Source organism: Actinoplanes lobatus, assembly GCF_014205215.1.
Classification (GTDB): domain Bacteria; phylum Actinomycetota; class Actinomycetes; order Mycobacteriales; family Micromonosporaceae; genus Actinoplanes; species Actinoplanes lobatus.
This window is the reverse complement of record NZ_JACHNC010000001.1, coordinates 4421338-4433731: the sequence shown is the minus strand read 5'-3', so window position 1 is coordinate 4433731 and position 12394 is coordinate 4421338. Positions and strand designations below refer to the sequence as shown.

The 12394-nt window shown below is 71.4% G+C and carries 12 protein-coding genes; 4 read left to right on the top strand and 8 right to left on the bottom strand.

All coding sequences use genetic code 11. From position 1 onward, the window contains the following. Positions 1-100: 100 nt before the first annotated feature. Together BJ964_RS20520 and rfbA are read right to left on the bottom strand one after the other, a co-directional pair. Complete coding sequence (locus BJ964_RS20520) at positions 101-712, bottom strand: dTDP-4-dehydrorhamnose 3,5-epimerase family protein (RefSeq protein ID WP_188122173.1); 612 nt, start codon at positions 710-712, stop codon at positions 101-103. Continuing rightward, the gene (gene rfbA / locus BJ964_RS20515) at positions 709-1563 is read right to left on the bottom strand and encodes a glucose-1-phosphate thymidylyltransferase RfbA (RefSeq protein WP_188122172.1); all 855 of its coding nucleotides are present in this window, start codon (positions 1561-1563) and stop codon (positions 709-711) included. The genes BJ964_RS20520 and rfbA overlap by 4 nt, the downstream gene beginning before the upstream one ends. Before the next feature lie 46 nt (positions 1564-1609). Between rfbA and rfbB the strand changes: the two genes are divergently transcribed. The 4 genes from rfbB (at position 1610) to BJ964_RS20495 (ending at position 6031) form a co-directional block, all read left to right on the top strand. Beyond that, entirely contained in the window at positions 1610-2587 is a 978-nt protein-coding gene (gene rfbB, locus BJ964_RS20510) for a dTDP-glucose 4,6-dehydratase (RefSeq protein ID WP_188122171.1), read from the top strand. After that, entirely contained in the window at positions 2587-3435 is an 849-nt protein-coding gene (gene rfbD / locus BJ964_RS20505; protein WP_188122170.1) for a dTDP-4-dehydrorhamnose reductase, read from the top strand. Before rfbB ends, rfbD begins: the two co-directional genes overlap by 1 nt. Before the next feature lie 308 nt (positions 3436-3743). Next, positions 3744-5270: an aldehyde dehydrogenase family protein gene (locus BJ964_RS20500; protein WP_188122169.1), complete on the top strand. Its 1527-nt coding sequence runs from the start codon at positions 3744-3746 to the stop codon at positions 5268-5270. Positions 5271-5272: 2 nt separating this feature from the next. Continuing rightward, positions 5273-6031, top strand: a complete 759-nt coding sequence (locus BJ964_RS20495; RefSeq protein ID WP_188122168.1) for a sulfite exporter TauE/SafE family protein — start codon at positions 5273-5275, stop codon at positions 6029-6031. Between the two features lie 782 nt (positions 6032-6813). On the opposite strand, the gene BJ964_RS20490 is transcribed toward BJ964_RS20495, so the two are convergent. From BJ964_RS20490 to BJ964_RS20465, 6 genes are read right to left on the bottom strand one after another with little or no spacing between them, the layout of a single operon-like run. Further along, positions 6814-7650, bottom strand: a complete 837-nt coding sequence (locus tag BJ964_RS20490; protein WP_188122167.1) for an alpha/beta hydrolase — start codon at positions 7648-7650, stop codon at positions 6814-6816. 1 nt (position 7651) lies between these two features. After that, positions 7652-8656: an LLM class flavin-dependent oxidoreductase gene (locus BJ964_RS20485; RefSeq protein ID WP_188122166.1), complete on the bottom strand. Its 1005-nt coding sequence runs from the start codon at positions 8654-8656 to the stop codon at positions 7652-7654. Further along, positions 8653-9978 (bottom strand): NtaA/DmoA family FMN-dependent monooxygenase, encoded by a 1326-nt coding sequence (locus BJ964_RS20480; RefSeq protein WP_188122165.1) that lies wholly within the window; start codon positions 9976-9978, stop codon positions 8653-8655. Before BJ964_RS20480 ends, BJ964_RS20485 begins: the two co-directional genes overlap by 4 nt. After that, complete coding sequence (locus BJ964_RS20475) at positions 9975-10772, bottom strand: ABC transporter ATP-binding protein (protein WP_188122164.1); 798 nt, start codon at positions 10770-10772, stop codon at positions 9975-9977. The genes BJ964_RS20480 and BJ964_RS20475 overlap by 4 nt, the downstream gene beginning before the upstream one ends. Then, on the bottom strand, positions 10759-11556 hold the full coding sequence (locus BJ964_RS20470; protein WP_188122163.1) for an ABC transporter ATP-binding protein: 798 nt from the start codon (positions 11554-11556) through the stop codon (positions 10759-10761). Before BJ964_RS20470 ends, BJ964_RS20475 begins: the two co-directional genes overlap by 14 nt. Next, positions 11537-12394, bottom strand: a complete 858-nt coding sequence (locus BJ964_RS20465) for an ABC transporter permease (RefSeq protein ID WP_188122162.1) — start codon at positions 12392-12394, stop codon at positions 11537-11539. Before BJ964_RS20465 ends, BJ964_RS20470 begins: the two co-directional genes overlap by 20 nt.

Genomic DNA, 12394 nt, shown 5'->3' with positions numbered 1-12394 from the left:
CCCGCGCTACAGCTTTACGTTCGACGGAAATGGCGATTCGGATGATGCCGGGAACCGATACGTAGGAAGCTGTCCAACTCGGACTATCCGGCATTCGCGGTTATCGACTGTCGTCAATCCGACGCAATGTTTCGACAAAACTGTTACAGGCGTCGTAACGCGGCAGCAAACCTTTCGCGCCCGCCTCCCCCAGATCCGGCGCGGCGGCGTCCTTGGCGGACAGTACGGGCTCCCCCACCGGCCAGGCAATCCCGAGTTCCGGATCAAGCGGATGAATCCCGTGCTCGTGGCCCGGACGGTAGGTGGACGAGCACAGGTACGCCACCGTAGCCCCCTCGGTCAGGGCGCAGAACCCGTGCCCCAGCCCCTCGGCCAGATAGACGGCGCGCCGGTCCTCATCGTCCAGCCGGACCGCCTCCCAGGAGCCGAACGTCGGCGATCCGACACGGATGTCCACGATCACGTCGAGCACCGCGCCGGACACACACGTCACGTACTTCGCCTGACCCGGGGGCACGTCGGCGAAGTGGATGCCGCGGACCACACCGCGCGCCGACGTCGACAGGTTGGCCTGGGCCAGGTCCAGCGGATGCCCGACCGCCTCGGCCAGCGCGTCGAACCGGTACCACTCCAGGAAACGGCCCCGGTCGTCGCCGTGCTGCACCGGGGTGACCTCGAAGGCGCCCTCGATGCCCAGCGGGCGGATCCTCATCGCAGGCCCCCGTCCAACAGCCGGACAAGATACTGCCCGTACCCGCTCTTCAGCAGCGGACCGGCCAGCTCACGCAGCTGATCATCGGAGATGAACCCGGCCCGCCAGGCCGCCTCCTCGACACAGCCGATCTTCAGGCCCTGCCGCTCCTCGATCACCCGGACGTACTCGGACGCCTGCACCATCGACTGGAACGTGCCGGTGTCCAGCCACACGGTGCCCCGGTCCAGCACCGTCACGTCGAGCCGGCCCTGGCGCAGGTACTCCTCGTTCACCGCGGTGATCTCCAGCTCGCCGCGGTCGCTCGGCACCAGCCGGCCGGCGATCTCCACCACGTCGGCGTCGTAGAAGTACAGGCCGGGGACCACGTACGTCGACTTGGGCTTCTCGGGCTTCTCCTCGATCGACAGCACCCGGCCGTCGTCGTCGAACTCCACGACGCCGTACCGCTCCGGGTCGGCCACCGGGTACGCGAACACCCGCCCGCCGGACGGCTCGGTGAAGCCGCCCAGCCCGTGGAAGATGTTGTCGCCCAGGATCAGCGCCACCGGCTGGTCGCCGATGAAGCCGGCGCCGATCCGGAAGGCCTGGGCGATCCCGTCCGGCCGTGGCTGCACCGCGTAGGTCAGCTCCAGGCCGAACCGGCTCCCGTCACCGAGCAGCCGGTGGAAGTGCGGCTGGTCCTCGGGTGTCGTGATCACCAGGATCTCGCGGATCCCGGCGGACACCAGCGTGGACAGCGGGTAGTAGATCATCGGTTTGTCGAAGATGGGCATCAGCTGTTTCGACATCGCCATGGTGATGGGCCACAGCCGTGAGCCGGTCCCCCCGGCGAGCAGAATTCCGCGCACCGGGCGACCCTAATCAGGGTCCGCCAACCGTCTACACTCGCCACTCGTGCAGATTTTCGTGACCGGTGGTGCCGGTTTCATCGGATCGGCCTACGTCAGGGCCCTCTTGCAGGACGAGTACCCGGGCATGGCCGGTGCATCGGTGACCGTTCTGGATCTGTTGTCCTATTCAGGAAATCGTGCCAACCTCCCACTGTCGGATTCCCGACTGCGTTTCATAGAGGGAGACATTTCCGATTCTGATCTCCTCCGGGACCTACTCCCCGGCCATGACGCCATCGTCCATTTCGCCGCCGAATCACACGTGGACCGATCGATTTCGGGCGCGCTCCCGTTCGTGACCACCAACGTGCTCGGCACCCAGGTACTGCTCGACGCGGCCCGCGCCGCCGGGGTCGGCCGCTTCGTGCACGTCTCCACCGACGAGGTGTACGGCTCGATCGCCGAGGGCTCGTGGACCGAGACGTGGCCACTCGCGCCGAACTCGCCGTACGCCGCCTCCAAGGCCGGCTCCGACCTGCTCGCCCTGGCCGCGCACCGCACCCACGGCATGGACGTGGTGGTCACCCGCTGCTCCAACAACTACGGGCCGCACCAGTTCCCGGAGAAGGTCATCCCGCTCTTCGTCACCAACCTGCTGGACGGCAAACCGGTCCCGCTCTACGGCGACGGCGGCAACGTCCGCGACTGGCTGCACGTCGCCGACCACTGCCGCGGCATCCAGCTGGTCCTGGAGAAGGGCCGGTCCGGCGAGGTCTACCACATCGGCGGCGGCACCGAGCTGTCCAACCGCGAACTGACCGGGCGTCTCCTGGAGGCGTGCGGCGCCGGCTGGGACATGGTCCGCCCGGTCGCCGACCGCAAGGGCCACGACCGCCGCTACTCCCTGGACATCACCAAGATCAGCGAGGAACTGGGCTACTCGCCACGGATCACCCTCGACGCGGGTCTGGCCGCGACGGTCGCCTGGTACCGCGACAACCGCGCCTGGTGGGAACCCCTCAAGTCCCGGGCCGGCCTCTGATGCCCCGTTGGCTCATCACCGGGGCCGGTGGCATGCTCGGCCGCGACCTCCAGACGGTCCTGGCTGAATCCGGCGAGACCGCGGTGGTCGCCGCCACCCGCGCCGACCTGGACATCACCGACCCGGTCGAGGTCCGCGACGCGGTGGCCGGCGCCGACATCGTTCTCAACGCCGCCGCCTGGACGAACGTCGACGGCGCCGAGACCGACGAGGCGAGCGCCACCGCGATCAACGGATTCGCCGTCCGGCTCCTCGCGCACATCGCCGGCAAACGCCTCATCCACGTCTCCACCGACTACGTCTTCGACGGCTCCGCGACCACGCCGATCCCCGAGGACACCCCGCACGCGCCGATCAACGCCTACGGCCGCGGCAAGGCGATCGGCGAACGGGCCGTCCTCGACTCCGGCGGCTACGTGGTCCGCACCGCCTGGCTCTACGGCGAACACGGCCCCAACTTCGTCCGCACCATGCTCACCCTGGCCGCCACCCGCGACACCCTGGACGTGGTCGACGACCAGGAAGGCCCACCCACCTGGTCCTACTCCCTGGCGAGGCAGTTGGTGGCGCTGTCCCGCGCCGCCGTCGCGGGCGATGCCGCCCCCGGCTCCTACCACGGCACCGCCGCCGGCTCCACCACGTGGTTCGGCCTGGCCCGGGCCGTCTTCGAGGAGGCCGGCCTCGACCCCGGCCGGGTCCACCCCACCACGAGCGACCGTTTCCCGCGCCCGGCGCGCCGCCCCGCCTACAGCGTCCTGTCCCACGCCCGCTGGCCCGAAACGGGCATCGCCCCACTCCCCCACTGGCGCGCCCAGCTCACCGACGCGATGCCCCTGTTCCTCCCCTGACGTGGTCCAGCCAGGACCTCCCCTTCCGCCCACCCCCTTTCCCCGGTACGCGGTGGACAGTCCACAAAAGCCCCGGCCGTCCCGTCCGTCCGGCGCGATCTCGCTGCCCGCTCCGGCCTGTGCCGCGCCCACCGGGCTCAGATCGGTGGCCGGGCAGGCCGGCCGAACCACCACCCCCTCAGGTGCCGCCGCTCCCGCTAGGCGGCCCGCGCGCTGGACACGGCGGTCGCCTCCGGTGAGATGCTGACCGGTGGACCCTCGACCACGCCGACATCGACATCCTGCCCAGGCTTTCTGGAGGTCACCGCATGACCAGCGTGCCCAGCATCGACCCGCGTACCGGCGAGACCGTCGAGATCGCCGCCGAGGAGACCGGAACGGCCCGGGTGGACGAGATCTGCGCGGCCGCGCTCGCCGCCGCCGGGCCGTTGGAGGAGATGGGCCGCGACGGGCGGGCCGCTCTGCTCGACGATCTGGCCACGGCACTGGAGGAGCACCGGGAGCGGATCGTCGCGGTCGCCGACCGGGAGACGGCGCTCGGGGCGGTTCGGCTCAACGGCGAACTGACCCGCACCTGCTACCAGCTGCGGCTCTTCGGCGAGGTGCTGCGCGACGGCGGGTACCTGGAGGCGGCCGTCGACCACGCCGGGGACACACCGATGGGGCCGCGGCCGGATCTGCGGCGGATGCTCGTACCGATCGGGCCGGTCGCCGTCTTCGGCGCCAGCAACTTCCCGCTCGCCTTCTCGGTTCCGGGCGGCGACACCGCCTCGGCCATCGCGGCCGGCAGCCCGGTCGTCCTCAAAGCTCACCACTCGCACCCGGCCACCTCGCAGCTCTGCTACGAGATCCTGGCCGCGGCCGCCGCCAAGGCCGGCGCGCCCGCCGGCACCTTCGGCATCGTGCACGGGTTGCGGGCGGGCGCCGACCTGGTCGCGCACCCGGCGATCCGGGCGGTCGGTTTCACCGGTTCGGTGGCCGGGGCCAAGGCCCTGCTCGCGGTGATCGAGAAGAGGCCCGAGCCGATCCCGTTCCACGGGGAGCTGAGCAGCCTCAACCCGGTCGTGGTCACGCCCGCCGCGGCCGCCGACCGCGCCGGTCGGATCGGCGCCGAGTTCGCCGCCTCGTTCACCCTCGGGGCCGGCCAGTTCTGCACGAAACCCGGCCTCGCGTTCGTCCCCGACGGCCCGGACGGCGACGCCGTCGTGGCCGCGGCCCAGGCCGCGATCGCCGAGATGGCCCCGATGGTGCTGCTCAACGCCGGCATCGCCGCCGCCTACCAGCGCAGCACCGCCACTGGCGTCGAGGCCGAGCAGCACAACGGCACCAGCCATGATGCCGGGCGGGGCACCGCCACCGGCGGCGACAATCGACGGGCCGTGCCGCTGCTGTTCACCGCCACGGCGAGCGATCTTCCGCCGGAAGCCGTCGAGGAGCGGTTCGGGCCGGTCTCGGTGATCGCCCGCTACCGCGGTGAGGAGGACCTGTTCGCGGCCATCGCCACGCTCCCGCCGTCGCTCACCGCCACCGTGCACCGCGGGCCCGGCGAGACGGCCCTGCCCGCGGAGCTGGCCCGGCGCTTCCGGCCGCACACCGGCCGCCTCGTCTTCGACGGCTACCCCACCGGCGTGGCGGTCGCCTGGGCTCAGCATCACGGCGGCCCGTGGCCGGCCACCAACACCCAGCACTCCTCGGTCGGCGCCACCGCGATCCGCCGCTTCCTGCGCCCGGTGACCTGGCAGAACGCGCCGGAAGACCTACTTCCGCCGGAGCTGCGTGACGGATACGACAGCATTCCGCGGCGAATCGACGGGGTGTTCCGGGCGAGACTCTGAGGGTGCGATTGGATCATGCTGCTCTGCTGCTGGCCGGCGGTGTCGGATCCGGGCTGACCGGGTCGATGGCCGGGCTGGCCTCGCTCATCAGCTATCCGACCCTGCTGGCCGTGGGCCTCCCGCCGATCGCCGCGAACGTGACGAACTCGGTGGGGCTGCTCGCCAGTGGCGCCGGCTCGGCCGCCGGTTCCCGGACGGAGCTGCGCGGGCAGGGGCCGCGGATCCTGCGGCAGAGCGGCTACGCGCTGCTCGGCGGCACGGCCGGCGCGATCCTGCTGATGAACACCACGGCCGGCGTGTTCGAACGGATCGTGCCGCTGCTGATCGTCCTGGCCGCGCTGGTGCTGCTGCTGCGCGACCGGTTGCGCGGCTGGTACACCCGCCCGAAGGCCCGGTTCGCCCAGCCACCACTGGGCCTCGCGGTGTTCCTGATCGGCGTCTACGGTGGCTATTTCGGGGCGGCCGCCGGCGTACTCATGCTGGCCGTCCTGTCGATGTCGGTGGTCGAACCGCTCGCCGTGAGCAACGCCGTGAAGAGCGTCGTGCTGTGCGCGTCGAACGCGGCCGCCGCCGTCCTGTACGCGGTGGTCGCCCCGGTCCACTGGACCGCCGCCCTGCTGCTCGGCGCCGGCTGCCTGATCGGCAGCTGGATCGGCCCGTCCCTGGTCCGCCGCACCCCGGAACGCCCGCTGCGCATCGTGATCGCCGTGGCCGCCCTGGGCCTGGCCGCCTACCTCTGGCACGACGCCGGCTCCGCCTGACCCCGGCCCGCACCGAACGGCCTCAAAGCAAAGCCGGTTGGAGAACTCCGGCGGTCCACGTTCGCTTCCGCTCCTAATCCGGTACGGGTGACCCCGTCCCGCCGGCTCCACGCGAGCTTGCTGCCCGCTCCGGCCTGTGCCGCGCCCGCCGGGCTGAGATCGGCCGGATACCCCCGCATGTGCCGCCGGTCGCGCCGGGGTGGGTGGTCGCGGTGGTGCTTGCCAGCCACCCGGAATGCCGCTCCCGACCGTCACGCCAGTCACGCCAGGCGGGTGGTGGCGCTTGACGCCGGTCGTGCCACGGGAACCCGCCGGGACTCACTCACCGTGACCATGGCGGTGAGTGAGTGGAGGGCGTGGTATTTCGGTGCTGTTCCGGCGACCTCTGTCTTCCACATGAGCCGGTGAACGGAGTCCCTCGCTCACACGGAGTTCCGGCCGGTCGGGTTTCGGAGTGGGCGAGCCACCGGGTGGGTGACCGGCGCAACGGCTGAGAGCGGGCACCCGGATGCCTGGGAAGCAAGACCGTGACCACCCACCCAGCGTGACCGGCCGCAGAGGGCGGGAGCCGACGGCACCCTAGGCGAGTATTCGCTGGTAGCGCGCTTACCTTGAATGGCCAGCAGGGTCACCGGCCTCGAAGACCGCGCCCACCGCGACCGGCACTACGGAGGTAAGTGGGCAATCCGGGTGCTGGCGAGCCGGGCCGCGGGCCGGTCAGAGTGAGTGCCGACCGGGCCCGGCCCGTGTGGCGACGGGCCGGGGTCTGCGGATCGGGCCGGCTACCAGGCGCTGGATTCGGCCCGGACGAAGGGGCGCGGCGGGACCCCGTCGCGGACGGCCTCCAGGAACGAGACGACCTCGGCGGCGACGGAACGGTGCGAGACGTCGTTGAGGACGTCGTGGTGGGCGCCACGCACCACCGACAGCCGGGCCGCGGGCAACGTTTTCACCAGCCGCGTCAGCGCGTCACGGTCGGCGAGCGGGTCGGTCTCACCGACCAGGAGCAGATGGGGTACGGGTGACGCGCTCCCGTACACCGAATCCAGAAGCTCGGCCGGCGCCGCCGCAGCGAGCGCGCCCCGCACGACGGCCGCGTCGTCGGACAGCACCCCGCGATGCACCGGACAGTGCGAGCGTGCGTCCAGCTCCTGCTCCCAGTCGCCGTCGTGGCGCCGGTCGTGACCGGGCAGCCCGGCCAGCACGACTGCCTCCGGCCACCAGGGCGGAACCGAATCCGCCCCGGCCGCCGGAAGGACGGATGACGGCACCGCCACCTCCGCATCCGAACCGGACGCCGGACCAACAGCGGGCACGGCCCGAACGGTCTCCGGGTGGGTGGCGAGCAGGGCGGCGAGGACGGCCGCGCCGGTGTCGGAGCCGGCGAGCACGAGTGGGCGTACCACCGAGGTGGGAAGGTCGTGGACCGCGGCCGTGAGGGCCGCGCCCAGCTCGGCCGGTGAATGCGCCGCGCCGGGTGGCAGGATCCGGACGTGGTAGGCGTCGGCGGCCAGGCGGCGGCCGAAGCGGGCGTAGCTGAGCGGGCTCTCACCGCGGCCCGGCACGACCAGGACGGTGCCGCGGATGTTGAGGCCGGCCGGGGGAAGGTGTTCCGTCATGTCACGCCGCCGTAACTGTCGAGGGTTTCCAGCCGAGGGCGGGGGCGACCTCGGTGGCGATGAGTTCGAGTGCGCGGACCGCCGCGTCGAAGTCGGGGATGCCCGGGTTGAACTGGGTGATCAGGTCGGTGGCGACCGGCAGGACCCGCTCCTGCTGGAAGGCGGCCACGATCTCGTCCGGATGGCCGTAGAAGGCGTGGAACCGGCGCAGGTACTCGTCGAGGCTCTGACCGGCCGGGAAGGTGCCCCGGTCGACGAAGTTCCGGGTGGCGCGCAGCACCCCGTCGGAGATCTGGGCGAGGGCGGTCCGTTTGTCGGCGGCCGGGAAGACGAACCGGGAGATGCCGATCCGTGGGGTGCGGGGCTCGTTCCAGGATTCCAGGAAGGAGTCCGCCCATGCGCGCTGGACCACGTCGGTGTTCTCGGTGTAGCCGTAGGTGGCCCGGTTGAGCAGCAGGTTCGCTCCGGCCTCGGCGGCGTACCGGGCTCCGGTCCCGCTGAAGACGGCCTGCCACACCCGATCGGTGAAGTCGTCGGTGAGCGGCGGCTGAACGGTGAAGCCGTCGGTGCCGACCTCCTGGTTGCGCAGGGCCCGGCGCAGGATCTCGAAGTGCGAGGTGGTGATCTCGCGGCGGCGTTCGTAGTCGGTGCCGAGGGCCGCGTACTCGATCGGGCCGGAGCCGCTGCCGATGCCGATCTCGACGCGGCCGCCGCTCAGCGTGTTGACGACGGCCACGTCCTCGGCGACCCGGACCGGGTTCTCCAGCGGCAGGATGGTGATGGCGGTGGAGAGACGGATCCTTTTGGTACGCGCGGCGGCGTGCGCCAGGAACGGCCACGGTGAGGACAGGCCGCCCCCGTGCAGCGGAATGTGGTGCTGGGCGACCCAGCCGACGTCGAAGCCGAGTTCGTCGGCGACCACGAACAGCTCCTGGGCCTGGCGGTAGGCCTCGCCGAGCGGCCCGCGCCCCTGTACGTGGGTGAGGAATCCGAGGCGGAAGGTCATCGTGTCACCGTCCAGCGGTTGGCGGGGATCGGCAGGCCGAGGTTGCCGCGCAGGGTTCCGGCCTCGTACTCGGTGCGGAACAGGCCGCGTTTCTGGAGCAGCGGGACCACGTCGGCGACGAACCGCTCCAGGTCCTCGTTGGTGCGGAACCCGACGTTGAGCCCGTCGTAGGCGCGGGCCTCGAACCATGCGGCGATGGTGTCGGCGACCGTGTCGGGTGCGCCGGTGAACGGCGACGGCCTGTACTGGGTGAAGGCGAGGACCGTCTCGCGCAGGGTGAGGCTCTCCTCCCGGGCCCGGCGGACGATCTCGGCTCCCCGGGTGCGGCCGCTCTTCTCGGCCAGGTGGGCCACGTCCGGGAAGGGTGCGTCCAGGTCGTACCGGGAGAAGTCGTGGGCGCCGAAGCTGCGGCCGAACTGCGCGAGCTTGCGCTGGAAGTCGTTGTCGGCCTCGAAGATCTCCCGGGACAGCCGGTGCGCCTGTTCGTCGGTGGCGCCGAGGACCGGCTGGGCGCCCAGGAAGATCAGCACGTGGTCCGGGTCGCGGCCGACCTCGCGGGCCCGGCGCTTGATGTCGGCGTAGTACTCCTGGGCGGAGGACAGGTCGCCGCCGGGGGCGTAGATGCCCTCGGCCACGTGGGCGGCCAGGTTGCGGCCCTCCTCGGAGACGCCGGCCTGGAAGATCACCGGCTGGCCCTGCGGGGAGCGGGAGATGTTCAGCGGCCCGGCCACCCGGAAGTGCTCGCCGGCGTGGTCGAGGGCGTGCAGCCTGGTGGGGTCGACGAACAGGTCCCGTTCGACGTCGGCGGGGAAGGCGTCGTCCTCGTACGAGTCCCACAGCCCTCGCACCACCTGGACGTGTTCGAGGGCCCGGCCGTACCGGGTGGCGTAGTCGAGGTGCTCGTCCAGGCCGTAGTTGCGGGAGGTGCCGGAGTCGAGGCTGGTCACCACGTTCCACCCGGCCCGGCCGTGGCTGATGTGGTCGAGCGAGGCGAACCGGCGGGCCACGTTGAACGGCGAGTTGTAGGTGGAGCTGAGCGTCCCGACCAGCCCGATGTCGCGGGTGTGGGTGGCCACCGCGGACAGCAGGGTCAGCGGTTCCAGCCGGTTGAGGTAGTGCGGCGGGTAGGTGGCGTCGATGAACTGGCTGTCCACGATGAACAGCGCGTCGAACTTCGCGTGCTCGGCGGCTTTCGCCTGGGCGATGTACCAGTCGATGTCGATGCTGGCGTTCTTCGGGACCCGCGGGTCCTTCCAGAGGCTGTGCTGGCCGGGCCCGCCGACGCCGTACGCGCGGAGGGCCAGCCGGATCTGCCGGGTCATGCGGGGATCCCTTCGGGTGTGCGGCGGTCCTCGCGCCGCAGGGTCGGTACGGAGCGGATGAGCTTGCGGGTGTACGGGTGCTCCGGGCTGTTGATCACGTCCCGGGTGGCCCGGTCCTCGACGATCTCGCCCTGGTAGAGGACGGCGACCCGGTCGGTGATGCCGGCGACGGAGCCGAGGTCGTGCGAGATGAACATCAGGGCGGTGCCGGCGTCGCGCAGTTCCTTGAGCAGTTCCAGGACGCGGACCCGGTTGGCCGAGTCGAGGGCGCTGACCGGCTCGTCGAGCAGCACGAGCCGGGGCTCGGTGATCAGCGCCCGGGCGACGGCGACGCGCTGCCGCTGGCCGCCGGAGAGCTCGCCGGGCAGGCGGTCCAGCAGTTCGGCGTCGAGGCGGACCCGGGCCAGGATCGTCCGGACCCGCTCGCCGGCGTCGGGGACGCCGCCGCGGATGTGCAGCGGCTCGGCCAGCGAGTCGCCGATGGTGAGGTCCGGGTCGAGGCTGCGCAGCGGGTCCTGGAAGACGTACTGGACGACACCCCGCCGCCGCAGCTCACGCCACTGCCGCGGGCTGAAGGCGGCGACATCCGACCCATCCAGCAGGATCCGGCCAGCGGACGGGCGGACCAGACCGAGGATCGTACGGGCGAGGGTCGACTTGCCGGAGCCGGTCTCGCCGATCACGCCGACGGTCTCCCCGGCGCCGATCGTGAACGAGACCGAGCGCAGGGCGTGCAGGCGGCCGGTACGACGGCGGTAGTGCACGTCGAGGCCGCTGATCTCAAGTAGCGACAAGGTACCGCTCCAACCCGTAGGACTCGTGTTCCTCGATGAGAAGGCGGGTGTAGTCGTGTTCCGGCCGGTAGAGGATCCTCTCGACCGGCCCCTGCTCGACCACCTCGCCGGAGCGCATGACCAGCACCTGCTCGCAGAGCCGGGCCACCACGGCCAGGTCGTGCGACACCACGACCAGGGCCAGGCCGGTGCTCTCCCGCAACTCGGCGAGCAGGTCGAGGATCTCGGCCTGCACGGTGACGTCGAGGGCGGTGGTGGCCTCGTCGGCGATCAGCACCCGGGGTTCGGCGGCGATGGCGGCGGCGATCAGGGAACGCTGCTGCATGCCGCCGGACAGTTCATGGGGGTACTGGTCGAAAACGGCCGCGGGTAGGCGTACCGAATCAAGCAGTTGAAGGGTTTTGATCTTTGCTTCCCGTCGGCGGAGACCGAGTTTGACCTTGGCCACCTCGGCGATCTGGGAGCCGATGGTGAGTGACGGGTTGAGGTAGGAGGCGGGGTCCTGGAAGACCGCGCTGATCGTCGAGCCGCGCAGGCCGGTCCACTGTCGCGGGGTCAGCGCGGCGACGTCGTGACCGTCGAGTTCGATGCTCCCGCCGGAGACCACGAAGTGCTCGGGCAGGATGCCGAGGGCGGCCCGGCAGGTCAGCGTCTTGCCGCTGCCGGATTCACCGACGATGCCGACGACCCCACCGGGTTCCAGGGTGAACGAGACTCCCTTGACGAGTTCCCGGCCGTCCGCGTTGTTGGTGATCCGGACCTGATCAAGCGCGAGCAGAGACATCGATCCTCCTCTTCAGCAGCAGCGCGCGCCCGGCCTCGCCGGAGACGTCGCGGATGGCGTCGGCGAGCAGGTTGCAGGCCCAGACCGTGGCCATGATCAGCGCGGTGGGGACGAGCGGCGCCCATGGCCGGAAGCTGAGGTAGCCGAGGTCGGCCGCCAGCACGCCACCCCAGGTCGGGGCGGGCGGCTGGACGCCGATGCCGAGGAAGGTCAGGCTGGACACCACGACGAAGCCGGTGCCGGCCGTGGTGGCCAGGGCGACCGCGATCGGCGGGAGCACCTTGCCCCAGACGTGCCGGCGGACCACCCAGCCGATCGAGGCGCCGGAGATGAGCGCCGCCTCGACGTACGGGGAGCGGGCGACCGCCAGGGTGGCGGCCCGGGACACCCGGTAGAACAGTGGCGAGATCATGATGCCGACGGTGAACATCGCCTGCGGAATGCCGTTGCCCAGCAGGGCGGTGACGGCGACCGCGAAGACCAAGAACGGCAGCGCGATCAGGGTGTCGGCGAGCCGCAGGGTGACCCATTCGAAGGTGGCGCCGAGGTAGACCGACAGGATGCCCGGGACCACACCGACGACCAGCGCGACCAGGGAAACCTGGAGCGAGCCGAGGACGCTGACCCGGGAGCCGTCGAGAAGCCGGCTGACCACGTCGCGGCCCAGGTAGTCGGTGCCGAGCCAGTGTGCGCCGGACGGCCCGGCGAGGATGTCCGGGCCACCCTCCAGGGGGTCGTGCGGGGCCAGGTACGGGCCGAGGACGGCGAGCAGCGCGATCGCCAGCAGGATGCCGGCGGCGATCCGGCCGGTGGGCAGGGCGAGGATCCGGCGGAGCAT